This window comes from Ochrobactrum teleogrylli, from assembly GCF_037482325.1.
Classification (GTDB): domain Bacteria; phylum Pseudomonadota; class Alphaproteobacteria; order Rhizobiales; family Rhizobiaceae; genus Brucella; species Brucella teleogrylli.
In genome coordinates this window covers 90,642-110,724 of record NZ_JBBHKQ010000002.1, presented here as the reverse complement: position 1 = coordinate 110,724, position 20,083 = coordinate 90,642, and the positions used below count along the sequence as shown (strand labels likewise).

Below are 20,083 nucleotides of genomic sequence, written 5' to 3'. Positions count from 1 at the left end.
GTTCGCAGCTGCAATTCATTTTAATTTCAAGAGCGTATAAAAGCTCTGGCGGCGTCCCTCGAAATTCTTCTATCGATTGGCGAGGCGCTTGATCATCCTGGCTGGCAGATAAAGCACCAGCGAAGCTTGTTCCAGTGTGCCCTGCCCCGCCACGGCAAATGCATCGTCCATACTTGCATATTCATCAGTCAAGAACTGACGCAAGAAGTTACCCGATCCCAGAAGCTTGATCAGTGTGTCAGAACTGGCGAACAGGGTGTGCCCGCCACGATCCACCTGCGAGACATCAAGAACCTGAATGTCCTTGTTTTGCAGGAACGCTATATCAGCGCCGCTCCCAACACGAGGCTCGCCTCCAGTCAATCGGCGCGAAATATCGAGGGCGCGGTCCCGACGCGAAACAACGATAGTGAAAGGTCGCGGCAAATGACTAATATCATTCACCTGGCTCCTGAAGAGATCAGGGTCGAGGTCTGGCGCAGCAAGAAGCACCCCCTTGATCCGCTGAAGCACCTTTCTCTGATCCCGGATGGAAAGGGTTCTCAGCGCTTCCATCACGACAACCGCCCCCATTGAATGACCGACGACAATGATCCCGGTCGCCTTTGAGCGCGCCACAAGTTGAAGCGTCTCAGCCAGTCCATCTCTGGCAATGAGCGCGCTGTCACGATCATACAGATAACGTGTCAGTGCACCGGCTGAAGCCCATGAAAAATGAACGGGCAAAGACCCAACGTCATAGTCATGCACGATCTGGGCGTTGCGAAAAAGCCCCTCTGCGAAATTGTTATTATAGCCGTGAACGAAGATAAACACTTCGCGCTGCGATGCAGGCCGCTCGGATAATCGCCGGTTGATTTCACGAACCATGGCCTCTCCATTTGAAAGGCTCAAATAGTTGGTTGCGCTGAACTGCCGTCGGGGATCTGGCCTGGACGCAGACGTTTCCACCGATCCGGGCCGGTGATTGTGTGGAATGCGAACATCTATGGTGGAGAACTTCAGCGCATCCGAACGCGCGCGTGTATAGGCGATTTCTGGGTCGTCTGAACGATCCCGAACCGTAGCAACCATGAGAGGAACCACATCGCCTGACCGCGAATAAGACTGCTCAGCCGTACCCAATCCAGTGACAGCGCGAGGCCCGGCACATCCCACAACCACCGAAAATACCAGTACAACTGCGCGAAACGGCCTCATAAAACTCCCCCGCAACGCTGCATTCAATGATGAAGTAAAAGCTTTTCAATAGTTTAGTCCGCTGGCACATTTGATAAATGCTTTTCAGCGTTTGGCTTAGGCGTTCCTACTCATCTAACAAAGAAGTTTTTCAGAACGCGGCTGGCTCACTCGATAGTAACTTACGAAAGGGATTTAACAAAGCCAGCTTATTCCACGATACCATCATCGTCCGCCAGCGGATTAAATTGTCATCAATTCCGCAACAGCCAAATGAACAGAGCGATGTTTCGGGCCGCATCATCGCGCCAAAACCTTCTTTCAATCAGTGTATGTTCTGATTGCGGCTACGCTCCTGCGTCAGTTCAGCGGTGGTCTGGCCTAGCCGCTTCGCCAATTCCCGCATGATCGTGATGGCCATTTCCGGATAGTCACCGAGGATTTTCGTAAAATGCTCCTTGCTGATGCGCAAGGTCTCCAAAGGCGTCGCTGCTCTCACCGTCGCGGTGCGCCCCATATCGCACAAAATGCCAATTTCTCCGACGATGGAATTGGGCTGTGCATCGGCAACCTTAATGGGGCCGCCCGGTGAATCGACCAGAATATCCGCACCACCCAGAAGGATCACATAGGCGGCATCGGATATGTCGCCCTGATGGAACAGCGTCTCACCGGGCTTGAAAGTCACGCGCTCAGAGGTGAAGGCGAGAAGCTTTAGCTTCGCCGGTTCTATACCAGCAAAGAACGGCATGCGCCGCAGCATTTCGACTTCATCCTTCAACAACATCGATCTTCCCTTTCATCCCGCCTTACGACAGCAAATCCTTAAGCGGTCCATCCTCCTGCATCAGCGCCTCATAGGTGCCATCCTGAACCACCCGTCCATGATCAAACACGATAACGCGGTCGAAATCTCTGGCGAGAGAAAAATTACTCAACGCCCATATTATCGCGGGTTTATGACCTTCTTTATGCAGCGTATGCATAATATTTCCCGCGATCTGAAACTGTATACGCTGATCCAATGATGGCAGCGGCCGGTTGAACACGACATAATCAGCATGTTTAAGCAGCGCTCGCGCCATATTGATTTTCTGGCGCTGCACACTGGTCAGTCGCTTGCCGCCCGAGCCGACATCAAAATCAAGCCCGATGATCAGGATTGTGCGCTGCTGGCCCGTTTCCTCGAAGAGATCGATGAGGATCGACCGGATTTTGTCCGACGCATTCATCTGTCCATAGCTGATCTTGCCAAACAGCAGATTGTCGAGCAGCGTGGCGTGCTTGATGAAGCGGTCCGGTTCGTAAGGCTCGATCATGGCGCGCAGGTCGTCCGGCGTATCGCGCAGAAAGCGTGTTCTTGCCTTGAGAATCTTGGCCTTCAACGCGTCGGTCAGAAGGCCGAAACGATGCCGTGGCTCAATATAGGAGAAGCTGAGACGTACGATGTTGACGCGGTCTTCGTCCGAAACCGCATCAACACTGAGCCCCTTCACCCGCTGCAAAAGCGTCTCATATTCGGGAATGTCTTCCGGACGCATGAATGTCAGTTGCTGGAAGAACGGGTGGTCGGGCGGCAGATCGCGGAAAAGCTCGATAGCGTTTTCAGCGATTTCGAGGCTCATGGCGTAAAGATCGGCGAGAAGATCGTCCTCGCCGATTACCTCGCGGAAAAACGGATGCGCCGCCAGTTGCCGGATGGTCATGGAGGAGCGGTCGAGCACGCCGAACAGCAGATTTTCACCCACCGTCGCCTGCGCGTTATAGACATCCGGCTCAAAGGGAATGACCAACGCCGCCATATCACCGCCGTCAAGCCGCTTACGTAACGCCTGCCGGAGTTCCACGATGCGGGAGATGAATTCCGGATGCGCAACCGTATCGACCTTCGACAGAAGCGCTATATCGAAAATGTCATGGGTGACCATCACTGCGTCGAGGATGGGGCGCACGACGGCGTAGAGCCCGTCCCGTCCCGAAATGCCCATCGCCGCGTAATCCACCCAGTCGCTATTAAGATCAAAATCGGGATTTCGCGCCCGGCGCGACTCTGCGATTTGCCAGCGCCGTTTTGCCGCTTCGTCGCCTTCATAGGCGACCTCGGTCAGCGGCGCATGTTTCAGCCCGTAGAGCAGATTGTCACGTAAAGAACCGCTGAAGAAATAGCCGTCGCCCGATGCATAGGCAATGCGCCGTCCGGTGACCGATTCAGGCAGTTCGAGAAGATCATGACCGTCGATGGCGACCCGCCCGGTTGCAGGCCAGACAAGTCGGCCCAACAGTTCGGCAAATACATCGCTGCCACTGCCCGCAGGTCCGATCAGCGCGACGGTTTCGGTCGGCTTCAGCTCCAGACTGACATGCTCCAAAATCGGCGCGCCACTGTCGTCTTGCACTGTGACATTGCTGATGACGACCGGCTGGTCGAGCGCAGGAACAGTGTCATAGCGGACCGATTGCACCTTCGGGGCGATGAGATTATCGACGCTGAACTGCTCGACCACTTGTGCATATTTCACCTGGACATCCTGGCGGTTCTGGTCCCAGTCGATCAGTTCCTTGAGCGGACCCGGCAGGTCCTTATAGGCGTTGATGACGGCGACGAGCTGGCCGATATCGAGCCGACCCTGAAGCGCCAGAATACCGCCGATCATATAGAACAGGAATGGTGTGACCTGAGCCAGAAAATTGTTGATGAACTTGACCAGAAATTTCCACTGATAAAGATCATAGCGGATAGAGAAGATGTGTCCCAGCCGGTTGGCGATATCGGCCCGCTCGAAATTCGACGTATCGTTGCTGTGAATGGCGCTGATGCCGTCAACGATCTCGCCGACGCGGCCCGAAAGTTCCCGCGCCGACAATTGACGCTGGCGCCCCAGTTCCAGAAGCCGCTTTCGCATCCGGGGAATGATAATGCCCTGCGCGGCAACAATGATCGCCGCGATCATGCCGAGCCAGAAATTCTGCATCAGAATGAAGACGAGCGCCGTCAGGGCCTGCCCGCCGAGAAGCGCCGGCTGCACAAAGGCGTCGCCGGTAAAGCCTCCAAGCGGCTCCACTTCGTCCTTGATCATGGTGGCGATTTCCGCCGAGCGGACGCGTTTGAAATGGAATGGCGGGAAACGCAGCACCCGGTCCACCAGCTCGAAACGGATGCGGCGTAGCATCCGCTCGCCAAGCCTGCCCTTATAAGTATTGATATAGAGCTTGAAGAGCCCGTTGATCACGACCAGCAGCAGGAAAACCATGCTGAGGCCGATCAGCATCTGGATGCGGGTAAGCTGCAGCCCGTTGAAGAACACCACCTCGCCCAGGATCGGGAAATCGTAGGTGATGCGCATGAAAGTCTGTGTGGCGCCCGGCTTCTCGAACCCTATGCCCTGAATGGGGCCGTTGATGATCTGCTTGGGCAGATCGAACGAGAGAAAATAGGGGATCATCGAGACGGCGACGACAAAGAGAATCCAGGCTTGCTGGGCGCGTGTCGTGGACCAGATATAGCGAGCGAGGTTCTTTTCCATGAAGTCCCGTTTTGAGATCGATGGCCCGCCGGGCCGTGCTGCTATCGCGCCAACGCGGTCAATCGCTCTGTCTATATCTATGCATTCGCGAAACCTCCTCCGCTTTTGCCAGTATATTTGTAGTGCGTTTGCAGCAAAATGGAAGTATCTCGCCTCACTTAAAAGCGGGATAACAATGGTTGAGAGAACTTAGTGCCGCAAACTGCACAGCTTTAATGTGGCTAATGACGGCGATAAAGAAAATAGCGGTTCGCGGCGACGCTGTGCGGCAGAGGCATGGGCGTCAATTCAGGATGTTCGAGCGGCAATCCGCAGGCGGCTATGCCGCCACGTTTCAGGAGCGAGGCCACAGCGTCGGGGAGCCATGTTAGGGTCAGCGCATCCAGATTTTGATGACCAGTGCCGATATCGGCATGCACGAGCGCTGCCTCGATGCCGAGATAATCGCCAATCGTGTCCTTGATCTCACCGACGACCAGATTGTCGCCCTGAGGTGTCGAACTTTCGAAAGAACGGGCCACGCGATCGAAAGCGATTATCCGGCGATCCGGAAACAGCTCCCTGATATGATCATATGTGCGGCCGTTACCGAGACCAAGCTCCATGATCGTTCCGGGAATTGCGCGGACATCGTCTGCAATGCTGTTCAGGATATCACGCTGGGCGCAAAGACGGCGGATAAAACTGTCGAGACGACTCATGATCTGTTCTTCAATCTGCAAATGTCCGAGACGTCCGCTTATACAACGGCGGACATAAAGTCGACCGCGACCGATGATGCACGGCTGCGACCCGACCTGAGGGTGACTATGCCTTGACGATATTATCGCCGCTGATGGCGCGGCGTCCGAACGCATTTCTGGTATCAACGATCAACGGCGCCCATTTGGCCAGCGCCTGATAGTCGATCTGATCGTGATCGGTGGCGATCAGCACAGCGTCAAAATTTCTGACAACCTCTTCCGTCAGCTCGACCGAGGCGCGACCGTGAAGTTCGATATAGTCGCGCGTGGGCGGGATCGTTGAGACGAAGGGATCGTGATAATCGGTCGTTCCGCCACGGGCCTCAATCAGTTCGATCAGTTTAAGCGACGGGCTTTCGCGGATATCGGGAACATTTTTCTTGTAGGCGAGGCCGATTATCAACACGCTCGAGCGGCTGACGGCTTTTCCGTGGCGGCGATCAAGCGCTTCGGCAAGACGGTCGACGACATGACGCGGCATAGCCGAATTGATCTCACCGGCAAGTTCGATGAAACGCGTCGGCAATTCATATTCGCGCGATTTCCAGGTCAGGTAGAACGGATCGATGGGAATGCAATGACCGCCAAGTCCCGGCCCCGGATAAAACGGCATGTAGCCAAACGGCTTAGTCTTTGCGGCTTCGATCACTTCCCAAATATCGATGCCCATGGCCTCGTAGACGACCTTCAATTCGTTGACGAGAGCGATATTGACTGCCCGGAAGATATTTTCCGTCAGCTTTACCGCCTCGGCGGTGGCATTGGATGAGACCGGAACGACAGTCTTGACCGCAGCTCCGTAAAAGGCGGTCATAAGTTGCGAGGCCTCTGGGCCATCACCGGCGACAATCTTCGGGATACTTGAGGTCTCGAAATCGCGGTTGCCGGGATCCTCGCGTTCTGGCGAAAAGCCGAGGAAGAAATCCACGCCGGAACGCAGGCCCGTGTTTTCCAGAACAGGCCGTACCACCTCATTGGTGGTGCCGGGATAGGTGGTGGATTCCAGCACGATCAGCTGACCGGCTTTCAACGTTCTGGCAATCGCGTCACAGGTTTTGACGACGAATGACAGATCGGGGTCCCGCTGTTTGGTCAGCGGCGTCGGAACACAAATGATGATGACATTGCAATCGCCGAGACTTGAAAAGTCAGTCGTCGCACTGAAACGGCCTTCACCAACATGACGCCCCAGCACCGTATCGGACACGGCTTCGATATAGGATTTGCCATCGTCTATCATGACGATCTTGCCGGGGTCGATATCGAACCCTATGACGCTGAAACCGCTATTGGCGATGGTCATCGCCAGAGGCAAGCCGACATAGCCGAGGCCGATAACCCCCACGCGCGCCGAGCGATTGGCGATAGCTGAAAACAGGTTCCCATGAAGCGGGGCAGAGTCGGTCAAGATCATAGCTCTCCGGCAATTGATATCCTTCAGTGGCGGATTTACGGGCCAGCTGTCAAGGATGCCGCCGATGGGTAACTATATGTTCACCGGAAACCGAGCGATTTTACTTTAGTGAAACTGGCTTTGCCGCGATTACACGCTATATTGGTCGCAATGATTTGCTGACGACCGGCCATGACGTGGCTGACGGCTAGAAAGAATAACAAGCGATGGATGTCCCCCGGATTCCTATTTCCGAAACATTGCTCAGCCCGGTTTTACACTGGCTACAACAATCTGCGCTCAATGGCGCGAGCCTCGAAACTCTGGCCGAGGGATTTTGTGAAAGGCTGGCGGCGGCTGGCGTGCCGCTGATGCGCGTCCATTTAAGTTTTTCGATGTTGCATCCGCTTTACGACGCGCTCGGCTTCACCTGGATACGCGGCAAGGGCATGGAAATCGAGGGTTTTCGTGCTTCCACCAGCGAGAAGGATGCAGAGCGGTTTCTCACGAGCCCCTATTTCCATCTGCTTAGCAACAACCTGCAATATCTGCGTCGTCAGATCGACCCATCTGCGCCATCGGAGTTCCCGGTTTTCGATGAATTGAAGGAAATCGGAGCCACCGATTATCTCGCCTTCGTGCAATCCTTCGGCGATGGCAACAGTCAGGGTATGGTCGGCTCTTGGACCACAGATATCCCCGGCGGCTTCGGTGACGACGTGGTGGAGACATTGCTGAATATCCAGAACAGCCTGGCAATCGCCGCAAAGATGGCGGTGCTCGGCAAGCTCGCAGACAATATGGTCACCACCTATCTTGGCGGCAATGCTGGCAAGCGCGTGTTATCCGGCCAGATTCGTCGCGGGGATGGAGAGACCATTCGCGCTGTGCTCGTCATGGGCGACATGCGACAATCGACGGACCTTGCCGAAAAGGCGGGCAGGCAGGTCTATATCGACACGCTCAACGAGTTTTTCGATGCAATCGCCGCGCCGTTCAACAAGAATGGCGGCGAGATTACGAGTTTTGTCGGAGACGGGTTCCTCGCAGTCTATCCCTGTGGTCGTCACCGGGAGCCGTCGCAGATCGCGGCGCGCGCGGCAATGGCGGCGGTAAGGCAGGCAACGGCAGCCATGGCCGACATGAACAACGAGCGGAAGAAGAAGGGCCTCGACGAGGTCCGCTATGGAATGGGCCTACATGTCGGCAACGTGATGTTCGGCAATGTCGGCCTCAAGGACCGACTGACGTTCTCCACATTCGGCAGCGCCGTCAATGAAGTGTCGCGCTTGCAGGGGCTGACAAGGCTCTATCCCGACCATCCGATTATCGCCAGCGAGGCGTTCACCAACTATTGCGGTGGTGACTGGGTGACGCTGGGTGCGAAGAAACTGCGCGGCGTACAGGACAAGGTGACGATATTGGCGCCGGGTGGGGAAAACCTGAAGATGAGCAGTATTGAGGCAACCGGAAGGAACAAGCCGGATGCAGGCTCCGAAGCCGAGCAAGTGATGCTGCTTTTCCGCAACTCCCGCGACCGGAAGCCCCCGAAGCTTGAGGGGAACCTTCTTCAATGATCAAGACATGTGCTGTGGCACTGCTTCTATCCACCTTGTTTGTCCAAGTCTCAGCGATTGCCGATCCATTGAACACACCCCTTTTCGATACTTTCGATGGTGAAGATTTTTCACCCACCGGCGGGCTTTATTACCGCGATAATGATGAACAGAAAGCGGGAACGGTCGAGTTCCAGAGTGCGGTCACCCGCACCGGACCGCGCGCCTTGAAACTGAGCGTGCGATCCGGTTGCAAGGCAACAACGGAAAACTGCAGCGAAAGGGCGGAAATCTGGGAAAAAACCGAGCTTCGTGTTCCTTACGACCAAGCCGTCTGGTATGGTTTTGCAGTCAAGTTTGCCGAACCCATCCCACAAGACGACCATCGCTATGTGATTGCGCAGTGGAAGCGTGAGATCGGCCCCGGAACAAAAGGCGACTTCAGCCCGTTTCTGGCGGTGCGGCTCAACAAGGGCAAGCTCTTCATCACTGTGGAAACGAATTATCACCCGCCAGTCTCCGCCGGGACCAAGGGCACAGCCGTGACATGCGATAAAGGGTCAACCCCGGTTTGGTTGCGGCCAGAAACCAACCAGATGCGGGCGCTTGTCGCGACCGACGACAACTGGGTCGCGGAAGATGGCGGCCTCTTCTCGGCATGCACCGACAAAATCACTATCACGACCCGCGGCAACAGCCTCCCCTCTCCCGACTCCGGGTGGATCGACTTTGCGATCATGACGAAACCCGGCCCGGACGGAACCGGCCATATCGAGATTTTCGCCAACGGCCTCTGGATCTCGACAATCAAAGGCTATATCGGCCACAACGATCCCGGATTGGGCAAGAACCAGTACTTCAAATTCGGGCCATATCGTGCGGCTGGAACCGGCGAATGGTCGCTGTTTTATGATGATTTCCGCAGGTCAGCCAACTGCAAGGACGTTCTTCGCGACAGCAACGCATGTGACCTCATCAAGTAATCCTTCCGAGCTGAAAGCATTGTCCCGCGCGTATCTTCGCGCAGGGGCGTGACAACTGCTGGATGCGTGAAATCTAGTCATGGACTCATAGGCATTCGTGCGCTAGCGTTCAGGTCGGGGGTGCCCGCACCGGGGACACGCAACAGTGAAGGCCTGCAAGCATGATCTCAGGGACAGATCTCTTGAGGATCGAAAATCTGAGCATTTCCTTCACCTTGCTTGGTGGGAAGATCATGGCCGTGAAAAAAGCCGATCTCCGTGTCCTGCCAGGCAAAGTCACCGCCCTCGTCGGCGAATCTGGTTCTGGAAAGTCTGTTATAAGTCAATCGGTTATGGGAATTCTGCCGCGCACTGCATCCGCGAGTGGCAAAATCCTTTTCCAAGACCCCGACATGCCCGGCCAGCCGCCTATCGACATTGTCAGCCTGCCTACTGACGGTCCGGAGATACGGGCGCTCCGTGGCAATCGCATCGGCAAGATTTTTCAGGAGCCGCTCACATCGCTGTCGCCGCTCCACACGATCGGCAACCAGATTTCGGAAGTACTGTCGATCCATACCAGGGATACAAAAGCCGAGCGGCGTGAGCAGACAGAGGAGATGCTTGGCCTCGTCGGCTTCAAGAACCCGACCCAGGCCTATGACAAGTATCCGTTCGAACTGTCCGGTGGTATGCGCCAACGCGCCATGATCGCCATGGCGCTCATATGCAAGCCATCCCTGCTGATCGCCGACGAACCGACCACGGCGCTTGATGTAACCATTCAGGCGCAAATTCTCGAACTGCTCGGCGAGCTTCGAGCCAAGCTCAACATGGCAATGCTGCTCATCACGCACGATCTGGGCGTTGTCGCCAATGTCGCCGACGAGGTGGTCGTTATCTATCACGGCGAGATCATGGAATCGGGACCAGTTGAAACGATCTTCCGCAAACCAGCCCATCCCTATCTCAAGGGTTTGATGGCCGCCGTGCCGCATTTCGACATGAAGCCGGGCGAACGTCTGAAATCCTTACGCGACGTGCCAGTCGATGTCGCCAAGTTGATGGGCAAGAGCAAAGCCGTCCATACGGATCGCAACAATGTGCTGCTCTCCGTGCGCTATATCTCCAAGACCTTCGCAGCCCGCAAAACCCTTTTCGCAAAAGATGGCGGGCCGCCGACGCGGGCGGTCAATGACGTCAGTTTCGACGTATTGCGCGGCGAATGTTTCGGCCTAGTCGGCGAGAGCGGCTGCGGCAAGACCACACTGAGCAAAATCCTGATGCGCGCCGTCACGCCGGACGCAGGCTCCGTAATTTTCAACGGCGACACAGGCCCGATTGACATCCTAGACGCCAGCGGCAACGACCTGCAGGCGTTACGCACCAAAATCCAGATGGTGTTTCAGGACCCGGTATCGTCGCTGTCGCCGCGCATGACCATCCAGAATATTCTCAGCGAACCGCTGGAAATTCACGGGCGCGGAAACGCAAAATCCCGGCTGGACAAGGTTGCCGACCTGATGGACGTGGTCGGCCTGAACCGCCGCTATCTCAATCGCTACCCGCACGGTCTCTCGGGCGGTCAGCGCCAGCGCGTCGGCATCGCGCGGTCTCTGGCGCTCGGTCCAGAACTCATCTTGTGCGATGAACCCGTATCGGCGCTCGATGTATCCGTACAGGCGCAAATCCTCAACCTTCTCAAAGATTTGCAGAAGGAACTCGGGCTTACTTACATCTTCATTTCGCACAATCTGGCGGTGGTGGATTATATGGCCGACCGGATCGCCGTGATGTGTGGCGGGCGGATTGTCGAAATCGCTCCACGTCGCACCCTGATGCGGGCGCCCGTCCATCCCTATACGAAATCGCTGCTTGCCGCCGTTCCATTTCCCGATCTCGACCGTCCACTTGACTTCGGCAAGCTCAGTGCCAGCGGTGCATCCGACAAACGCAACTGGGGTATTCAGTTCCGCAACGACGGACCGGACGACATGCTGACGCCAATGGATCTGGGCGACGGGCACCTTGTGCTTGCGCGCAAGACCGCAGACATGCGGGAGTTGAAGCCTTGATCAATCGGCGAACGACACTGGGCATGCTTGCTTCCTGCTTTCTACCTGGTGTTTCGCGGGCGGATCCGCCTTTGCCGAACTATTCACTGCCGCAGCCGGGCGCGCTGCCCGATCTGGCCGACCGTCTTCCCAAAACACCAAGGATCGTCAACATGGCGGCGCTTGGTCGCAAACCCGGCGTCAACGGAGGTGTCATCCGCACCCTGATCGGCAACCAGAAAGACATCCGGTTGATGACGCTCTACGGCTATTCCCGTCTGGTTGGCTATGACGAAAAGCTCAACATGCATGCGGATATTCTCGAAAGCTTCGAGACAGTCGAGGACAGGGCTTTTACCTTCAAAATCCGCCCGGGGCACCGCTGGTCGGATGGTTCCTATCTGACATCGGAGGATTTCCGCTATTGCTGGGAAGACGTGATGCTCAACACGGAGCTGAAGCGAGGCGGTCCGCCGAGGGTCTTGCTGGTCAATGGAAGGCCGCCGCGTTTCGAAGTCATTGACGAGTTGACGGTCAGATATAGCTGGGACGCGCCTAATCCGGATTTCCTGCCACAACTGGCGGCGCCGCAGGCGCTAACGATTGTTCTGCCGTCACAGTATTTGAAACAATTTCACAAGACCTATCAGGACAATTTCCGGCTCTCGGCCCTGATGAAGCAATACCGCGTCAAGAAATGGACTGACCTTCATTTCAATATGGCGCGCAGCTATCGGCCCGAAAACCCGGAACTGCCGACCCTCGATCCATGGCGAAACACAACCGCGTCGCCTGCCGAGCAGTTTGTTTTCGAGCGCAACCCGTATTTCCACCGCGTCGATGAAAACGGGGTGCAATTGCCCTATGTCGACAAAGTGATCCTGAATATCAGCTCCCCGACAATCATTGCCGCCAAGACCGGCGCTGGTGAAAGCGATCTGCAGGCACACGGCATCGACTTTTCCGACTACGCCTTTCTGAAGGATTCCGAAAAGCGTTTTCCGGTCAGGGTCAGCTTGTGGAAGCGGACGGAAGGTGCGAGGGTGAGCCTGATGCCCAACCTCAATGCTGGGGACGCCATTTGGCGGGCGCTCTTCTGGGATGTGCGCGTGCGCCGCGCCCTATCGCTCGCAATCGACCGGACCGAAATCAACAAGGCGGTGTTCTACGGTCTTGCCGTTGACAGCGCCAACTCCATCCTGCCCGAAAGCCCGCTCTACAAACCAGGATATAAAACGGCGTGGAGCGCCCATGATCCTGAACAAGCGAACGTCCTGCTGGACGCGGCTGGCCTGCAACGGCGGGACGAGAACGGGATTCGCCTGCTGCCAGACGGTCGCTCCGCAAAGATCGTGGTGGAAACCGCGGGCGAAAGCACGTTGGAGACAGATATCCTCGAGCTTGTCACAGATCACTGGGCAAAGGTCGGCATCTCGCTGTTCATCCGGACATCCCAGCGTGACGTTTTCCGTAGCCGGGCCATGGGTGGCGAAATCATGATGTCCATGTGGTCGGGGCTCGATAACGGCATACCGACCGCCGATATGAACCCGGGCGAGCTCGCCCCAACCTCGGACGACCAATTGCAATGGCCGGTCTGGGGCATGTATTACATGTCGAACGGAATGAAGGGCCATCCTCCGGAAATTCCCGAAGTAAAGCAGCTGATCGAGCTTCTCAGCCAATGGCGGGACTCCAGCGACATAGCCGAGCGGGCCACTATCTGGACGCAGATGCTGGATATCTATTCGCAGCAGGTGTTTTCCATCGGTATCGTCAACAGCACCCCCCAGCCCGTCTTGCGCGCGGCCAGCCTCCAGAATGTACCGGAGAAAGGGCTCTACGGCTTCGACCCGACCAGCTTTCTCGGCGTTTTTATGCCGGATGCGTTCTGGTATGGAAAGGACGCCTGACCATGCTGCGATATATTCTCTGGCGCATCGCAGCAATGATCCCCACGCTCATCATCATTTCCGCTCTGGTTTTCACCATCATCGAACTACCGCCGGGCGACTATTTCGAAAGCTATGTGTCGGAGCTTCGCGCACAGGGCGAAGCGGTGGACATGCAGGAAATCGAGGAGCTACGCGTCCAGTACGGCTTCGATAAGCCGCCGGTTCTGCGCTATTTTCACTGGGTTGCTGGGATGTTGCAGGGGGATTTCGGCTATTCGTTCGAGTATCAGCTGCCCGTCAGTGACGTTGTGGGCGACCGGCTTTGGCTGACAGTGATGGTATCGTTCTTCACGATCATCTTCACATGGCTGATTGCTTTCCCGATCGGCATCTATTCGGCGACGCATCAATATAGCTGGGCGGATTATGGGCTGACGCTGATCGGCCTGCTTGGCATTGCGATCCCGAACTTCATGTTCGCGCTGATCCTGATGTATGTTGCCAATATCTGGTTCGGCACCTCGATTGGACATCTCATGGACCAGAAATATCTGGCCGAACCAATGAGCTGGGCCAAGGCGTCCTCTATCCTGTCCCATCTTTGGATACCCGTGCTGATCGTCGGCACCGCAGGCACTGCCGGGATGATCCGGCGTTTGCGCGCCAATCTTCTCGACGAGTTGCAAAAGCAGTATGTGGTAACGGCGCGCGCCAAGGGTCTGCATCCTTTTCGCACGCTGGTAAAATATCCCCTGCGCATGGCGCTTAATTTTTTCATCTCGGATATCGGTTCGATCCTGCCCGCGATCATTTCCGGTGCTGAAATCACCGCAATCGTTCTTTCGCTGGAAACGACAGGGCCAATGCTCATAAAGGCCTTGCAGAGTCAGGATATGTATCTTGCAGGGTCGTTCCTGATGTTTCTCGCAACGCTGACGGTCATAGGCGTGTTGATCTCCGATATTGCGCTCGCCTTTCTTGATCCGCGTATCAGATTGCAGGGTGGGAGCACAAAGTGACATCATCACCCCTCCCCGAACCGGGCGCACGCCTGCCTCACTTTGTTTCGACGGAGCCTTTTGATCCGCATTCGGTCGATGTCATGACCGAAGAGCAGAGCCGCTTTTATCGGGCGTCTCAGCTCCAGTTGATGTGGTGGAAATTCAAAAAGCATAAGCTGGCGCTTGCCTCCGCCATCTTCCTCGGCGCGCTTTATGTAATGATCGCCTTCGTTGAATTCCTCGCGCCTTATAATCTTCATACACGCAATGTCGATTTCATCTATGCACCGCCGCAGGCGGTCCGCCTTTTTGACAACGGCAATTTCATCGGGCCGTTCGTCTATGGCCGCAAGATGACGCTCGATATGGACACGCTGCGACGGGTCTATGTGGATCAGACAGACCAGATCGAACCGCTGCGTTTTTTCTGCTCGGGCGATCCCTATAAATTCTGGGGCATATTCTCGACTGATTTACATCTGGTCTGCCCTGCAAAGGGCGGCGAGCTGTTTCTTCTCGGGACAGACCGACTCGGACGAGACGTGCTATCCCGCATCCTCTATGGCGCTCGAATCTCGCTGACAATCGGGCTTATCGGCATTGTCATCAGCTTTACTCTCGGAATTGTTATCGGTGGCCTTGCCGGTTACCATGGTGGCGTTTTCGACCTCATCGTCCAGCGAATCATAGAGGTGCTGCAGTCTATTCCAAGCATTCCACTGTGGATGGCCCTTGCGGCCATCATGCCGATTACATGGAGCCCGATGCTGATTTACCTCGGTATTACCGCCATCCTTGGACTGCTTGACTGGACTGGGCTGGCGCGCGCCGTGCGTTCCAAGTTGCTTTCACTTCGCGAGGAAGACTACGTGCTAGCGGCCCAGCTGATGGGCGCAAAGAGCCCCCGCATTATCGGACGGCATCTCATTCCCGGCTTCATGTCGCACTTGATCGCAACTGCAACCATGTCTATTCCCGGTATGATCCTGGGTGAAACTGCGCTGAGCTTTCTCGGCCTGGGGTTACGGGCACCAGTAACCAGTTGGGGCATCCTTTTGACGGAAGCCCGAAGTGTAAGTGTCATTGTCTTCTACCCCTGGCTGCTGTTTCCGATCATTCCGGTCATTCTGGTGGTTCTGGCCTTCAATTTTCTAGGTGACGGTCTTCGCGATGTCGCTGATCCGTATAGTTGAGATGGATGTTCGCATGCTGAAAAATTTCCCATATCGCGGGTTACGTCACCTAGAGCGGTTCCCGTTAAAACGGAAACGTGGAACCGCTCTATCTATTTGTTTTTGCGCATTATCCTACGCATCGAAGCGGGATAAGAAATCAGTCCAGCGAATTGATTTCCCCGCGGAGGCGCTACGCACTTTTGCTGGAAATGCTGTAGTTGCGGCGGGGTTCGCATCATGACGCGCCGCCTGGAGCATGTCCGCATCCTGATGTACAGCCACGACACGTTTGGGCTCGGCCATCTGCGCCGCTGCCGAACGATCGCCCATTCGCTTGTCGAGGACTATCGCGGTCTCAATATTATGATCATATCGGGCGCCACGATCGCTGGCGCCTTTGACTACCGCGCGCGCGTCGATTTCGTCAAAATTCCAAGCGTAATCAAGCTGCGCAATGGCGAATACCAGTCGATGGAACGGCACACCGATCTCCATGACACGCTGAAGATGCGCCAATCGATTATCCGCCATACCGCCGAAACGTTCCAACCCGATATTTTTATCGTCGATAAGGAACCGATGGGCATGAAGGGCGAAGTCGAGGAGACGCTCACCTATCTCAAGACCCGTGGAGCAACACTGATTCTGGGCCTGCGTGAAGTCATGGATGCGCCGCATTTGCTCGATGCTGAGTGGAAGCGCAAAAACGTGATGGATAAGATCGACAGGTTCTATGACTCGATCTGGGTCTATGGGCCGCCGGATTTCTACGATCCGCTCGTGGGTCTCGACGTCCCGAAGGGTGTCCGCGACAAGATGAATTTCGTCGGCTTCCTGCAGCGCAGCGTTTCCAATCAGGAAGTCCCGGACCATCGCCCCAAGGGCGACTATATTCTTGTCACCACCGGCGGAGGCGGCGATGGCGCCGATCTCGTCAACGATGTCGTGCGGGCCTACCAGCACGATCACACGCTCCAGCACAAGGCGCTGGTCGTGCTCGGACCTTACATGCCCGCGAAGAAGCGCCGCAAGATGATAAGCAAGAGCCAGGCGATCCCCCATATCGAGGTCATCGAGTTCGATAACAGGATGGAAGAACTGGTGGCGGGCGCGAAGGCTGTCGTTGCCATGGGCGGCTACAATACTTATTGCGAGATTCTTTCCTTCGACAAACCGGCATTAATCGTTCCCCGCATCCTTCCACGTGAGGAACAGCTGATCCGCGCCCGGCGCGCTGCGGAACTCGGGCTGATTGACATGCTGCTTCCCAGCGAATCCGAAGATCCTGTCCGCATGGCCAGTGCACTCAAGGCCTTGCCCAGCAGGCCAGCGCCCTCGAAGAGCGCGCCCAAAGGTTTCAGGCTCGAAGGCTTACCGCATATCTCGCAAATTGTCGGGGATCTGATGGATCGACGTCAGCCGAACCACCTGTCGCTCGTCAAGGGATAATCAATTGTCATATCGCCGGAAAATTGTGGTGGTGCTGAAGGGATATCCGCGCCTGTCCGAAACATTCATTGCTCAGGAATTGCTTGGGCTGGAACAATCGGGTTTTGATCTGGTTCTCGTGGCATTGCGGCGACCGACGGACAAGAAAACGCATCCGGTGCACGACGAAATTCGTGCGCCAGTCCATTACCTGCCTGAATATCTGCGCGAAGAACCGCGCCGTGTTCTATTGGCCTTGATCGCCTGTATGCCGCGCCCCGGTTTCTGGCGAGGCTTGGTAACTGTGCTCAAGGACTTTCGGAAAGACCCGACGCGCAATCGTATCAGGCGTTTCGGACAGGCCGCAGTTCTGGCAGCGGAATGGCCCGATGACGCGGGATGGATTCACGCGCATTTTATCCACACGCCCGCATCCGTTGCCGCTTATGCCAGCCAGATCACCGGCATTGGATGGACGTGCTCCGCTCACGCCAAGGATATCTGGACTTCGCCAGACTGGGAACTGCAGGGCAAGCTCACCAGCACGCGATGGACGGTGACCTGCACACATTCGGGCTTCGATCATCTCCGTCAGCTTGGAGGGCCCTCGTCCAGCGTACATCTAAGCTATCACGGCCTCGATCTTGACCGGTTCGGGCCTTTTGAGGGCAACCGTTCACTGCGCAACGGCAGCGACGCGGACGATCCGGTCAGAATCCTGAGCGTCGGTCGTGCCGTTGAGAAAAAGGGCTATGACATCGTGCTGAGAGCACTCAGCCTGCTGCCTAAAGACCTCCACTGGCGGTTTGAGCACATCGGTGATGGCGACAGGATCGCTGGCCTGAAAGCGCTTGCAGACAAGCTCGGCATTGCCGACAAAATCGTATGGAAGGGCGCGCTCGACCAAAAGGAAGTCCTTGCTGGCTATCAAGCCGCCGATATTTTCGTACTCGCCTGCCGGATCACTACGGATGGCGACAGGGATGGCTTGCCCAACGTATTGGTGGAAGCATCAAGCCAGGGCCTGATATCGGTCTCCACCAACATCTCTGGCGTACCCGAACTCTTGGTGGATGGAGAAAATGGCCTGCTCGTTGCACCTGAGGACCCGGAGGCGCTAGCGATTGCTATGGAAACTGCGATCCGCGATGCGGATTTCCGCCATCGTCTGGGACACGCTGCCGAAAAGCGGGTGCGAACAGAGTTCAATTTCCACAACAGTATCCGTCAATTGAAGTCCTTGTTCGAAACGGAATGGCAGCGAAGCAAATGAGGCATTCGACGACAAGTCCGCGGGTGTTGTTCTATGTCCAGCATCTGCTCGGCATCGGTCATCTTGCGCGTGCCAGCCGCATTGCCCGTGCGCTGACCCAAGATGGCTTCGACGTCACCGTGGTCACCGGCGGCATGCCTGTTTCCGGATTTCCGGGACCGGAAGTCAACCATGTGGCGCTACCGGCGATTGCTTCCGGCGACGCCGGTTTTTCGGGCCTTGCCGACGCCTTCGGCAATCCGGTGACCGAAGAATTCAAAGCGGAACGCCGGGACAAACTGCTTGCCACCTTTCGCGATGTCAGACCCGATATCGTCATCATCGAGGCGTTTCCCTTCGGGCGTCGGCAAGTTCGTTTCGAACTGATCCCCCTGCTCGATGAAATCAGCAGGATGACACAAAGGCCATTGGTGCTGACCTCATTGCGCGACATCCTGCAGGAGCGCGCCAAGCCCGGTCGCAACGAGGAAAGCGTCGCTCTCGTACAGCGCTATTTCGATCACGTGCTGGTTCATGGCGACCCGCAGTTTGCGCGTCTGGAGGACAGTTTTCCGCTGCATGCGGATATTGCCGACAAGGTGATCTATACCGGTCTTGTCGCCGCGCCAGCGCCCGCGCCGCCCTCGGAAACCTTCGATATCGTGGTATCGGCTGGAGGTGGAGCTGTAGGTGCCTTGCTCATCCGTGCAGCGCTTGGGGCTGCAAAGCGCCTGTCGCCCGACCTTTCCTGGTGCATTGTGACCGGTCCCAATCTGCAGCAATCAGATTTCGACGAAATCACTGCCGAAGCACCGGATAATGCCCACATCTTCCGCTTCCTGCAGAATTTTCCGAGCCTCTTGCTTGATGCTCGTCTGTCCGTCTCGCAGGCCGGATATAATACGGTTTGCGACATTCTTCGTGCGGACTGCAAAGCGCTGCTCATTCCCTTTACGGCGGGTGGCGAAACCGAGCAGACGGCTCGCGCACACCATCTGCAAAAGCTGGGCCTCGCATCGGTTCTCACAGAAGACGAGCTATCCGTCGATAGCATGACCGACGCCATCGCCAAGGCGCTTGCCGCACCTCGTTTGCCCGCTCACAATCTTGATCTCGATGGCGCGCATCGCACGGCAGAGATTCTGCATGGACTTCTGGCGGCGCGCTAGCTTTTTGTTTTCACGCACATCTTGTCCGAAAACCGTTTCACACTTTTCGGGATGTGCGTTAGACAGTACCGATCAGCATGAATCTGGTATATTTCTTCATCGGCAGCGCGCCAGCAAACGCTGTTGTTTCCAGCGCTGCCTGAGCGACGAATTCATCGAGCGAAGCCACGCAATTCACATGGGTGGGCTCGCTGAAATAGTCGTTCGACTGCAGGAGAACGCGGGTCCCCTTGGGCAATAGCGACAGCCAGGCGGGCAAATCCGCAATATGTTCGCAACTGGTGTTGATAACCAAATCGGCCCCGAGTTCAGGATAGGCAAGCTGATACATATCAGCGGTCAATGCCCGAAACCGATCCTTCCATGCATTGTTCAAAGTTTCAGCGACAGCGCCGACATCAGGATCAATATCAAAACTGTCTATCGCTTCGATATCAAAGCGCTGGTCTTCGAAAAACATCGCGGCCAGAACACCGTACCAGCCGCCAAGTATAGCGATGCGATTGAATCTCCCGCCAAAGGTCTCGAACAGCGACTGCCGCGCCCATATCTTGCAACCCACCTGCTTGTGGTTGAAGGCATTGCCGAGGTCCGCCTCCGGGTGGTCGGCAAGGACCTTCGACAAACCCTTGATCAACGGGCTTGAAGTGTATGCGGCAACGCCACGCAGAATATCAAATGCGCTTTCATGCCAGTCGGTGGTAGTCGCGTTAGCGCCGAGTGTATCCATCATCAATATGTTGTAGGCCAGA

Annotated in this window: 15 protein-coding genes; 9 read left to right on the top strand and 6 right to left on the bottom strand. The window is 56.2% G+C overall.

Annotated features, from left to right (window positions below):
• Positions 1 to 69: 69 nt before the first annotated feature.
• The 5 genes from WIX40_RS18050 to WIX40_RS18030 form a co-directional block, all read right to left on the bottom strand.
• On the bottom strand, positions 70 to 870 hold the full coding sequence (locus WIX40_RS18050; protein WP_339441207.1) for an alpha/beta hydrolase: 801 nt from the start codon (positions 868 to 870) through the stop codon (positions 70 to 72).
• Positions 871 to 1,504: 634 nt separating this feature from the next.
• A complete protein-coding gene (locus WIX40_RS18045; protein ID WP_339441205.1) occupies positions 1,505 to 1,966 on the bottom strand; it encodes a cyclic nucleotide-binding domain-containing protein in 462 nt (153 codons plus the stop codon).
• Positions 1,967 to 1,988: 22 nt separating this feature from the next.
• Positions 1,989 to 4,703 carry an ABC transporter transmembrane domain-containing protein gene (locus WIX40_RS18040; RefSeq protein ID WP_339441203.1) on the bottom strand — a complete coding sequence of 905 codons (2,715 nt, stop codon included), beginning with the start codon at positions 4,701 to 4,703 and terminating at the stop codon, positions 1,989 to 1,991.
• Positions 4,704 to 4,924: 221 nt separating this feature from the next.
• Positions 4,925 to 5,404, bottom strand: coding sequence for a class I SAM-dependent methyltransferase (locus WIX40_RS18035; RefSeq protein ID WP_339441202.1), 480 nt, complete (start codon positions 5,402 to 5,404; stop codon positions 4,925 to 4,927).
• A 106-nt stretch (positions 5,405 to 5,510) separates the two neighbouring features.
• Positions 5,511 to 6,854 (bottom strand): nucleotide sugar dehydrogenase, encoded by a 1,344-nt coding sequence (locus WIX40_RS18030; protein ID WP_371834155.1) that lies wholly within the window; start codon positions 6,852 to 6,854, stop codon positions 5,511 to 5,513.
• A 212-nt stretch (positions 6,855 to 7,066) separates the two neighbouring features.
• Here WIX40_RS18030 and WIX40_RS18025 point away from each other — a divergent pair, with 212 nt between their 5' ends.
• From WIX40_RS18025 to WIX40_RS17985, 9 genes are all read left to right on the top strand, one after another.
• A complete protein-coding gene (locus tag WIX40_RS18025) occupies positions 7,067 to 8,416 on the top strand; it encodes an adenylate/guanylate cyclase domain-containing protein (protein WP_109366135.1) in 1,350 nt (449 codons plus the stop codon).
• The gene (locus WIX40_RS18020; protein WP_339441199.1) at positions 8,413 to 9,378 is read left to right on the top strand and encodes a polysaccharide lyase family 20 protein; all 966 of its coding nucleotides are present in this window, start codon (positions 8,413 to 8,415) and stop codon (positions 9,376 to 9,378) included. Before WIX40_RS18025 ends, WIX40_RS18020 begins: the two co-directional genes overlap by 4 nt.
• A 161-nt stretch (positions 9,379 to 9,539) precedes the next feature.
• Entirely contained in the window at positions 9,540 to 11,432 is a 1,893-nt protein-coding gene (locus WIX40_RS18015; RefSeq protein ID WP_339441198.1) for an ABC transporter ATP-binding protein, read from the top strand.
• A complete protein-coding gene (locus WIX40_RS18010) occupies positions 11,429 to 13,324 on the top strand; it encodes an ABC transporter substrate-binding protein (protein ID WP_371834154.1) in 1,896 nt (631 codons plus the stop codon). Before WIX40_RS18015 ends, WIX40_RS18010 begins: the two co-directional genes overlap by 4 nt.
• Positions 13,325 to 13,326: 2 nt before the next feature.
• Positions 13,327 to 14,325 (top strand): ABC transporter permease, encoded by a 999-nt coding sequence (locus tag WIX40_RS18005; RefSeq protein WP_339441197.1) that lies wholly within the window; start codon positions 13,327 to 13,329, stop codon positions 14,323 to 14,325.
• Complete coding sequence (locus tag WIX40_RS18000) at positions 14,322 to 15,500, top strand: ABC transporter permease (protein ID WP_339441196.1); 1,179 nt, start codon at positions 14,322 to 14,324, stop codon at positions 15,498 to 15,500. Before WIX40_RS18005 ends, WIX40_RS18000 begins: the two co-directional genes overlap by 4 nt.
• 219 nt (positions 15,501 to 15,719) lie before the next feature.
• Entirely contained in the window at positions 15,720 to 16,931 is a 1,212-nt protein-coding gene (locus WIX40_RS17995) for a glycosyltransferase family protein (RefSeq protein ID WP_109366141.1), read from the top strand.
• Positions 16,932 to 16,935: 4 nt separating this feature from the next.
• A complete protein-coding gene (locus tag WIX40_RS17990) occupies positions 16,936 to 18,183 on the top strand; it encodes a glycosyltransferase family 4 protein (protein WP_339441194.1) in 1,248 nt (415 codons plus the stop codon).
• Positions 18,165 to 19,331: a glycosyltransferase family protein gene (locus WIX40_RS17985; RefSeq protein WP_339441192.1), complete on the top strand. Its 1,167-nt coding sequence runs from the start codon at positions 18,165 to 18,167 to the stop codon at positions 19,329 to 19,331. Before WIX40_RS17990 ends, WIX40_RS17985 begins: the two co-directional genes overlap by 19 nt.
• Before the next feature lie 58 nt (positions 19,332 to 19,389).
• Here WIX40_RS17985 and WIX40_RS17980 read toward each other — a convergent pair whose 3' ends face one another.
• Positions 19,390 to 20,064 (bottom strand): class I SAM-dependent methyltransferase, encoded by a 675-nt coding sequence (locus WIX40_RS17980; protein ID WP_235892034.1) that lies wholly within the window; start codon positions 20,062 to 20,064, stop codon positions 19,390 to 19,392.
• Positions 20,065 to 20,083 lie beyond the last annotated feature (19 nt).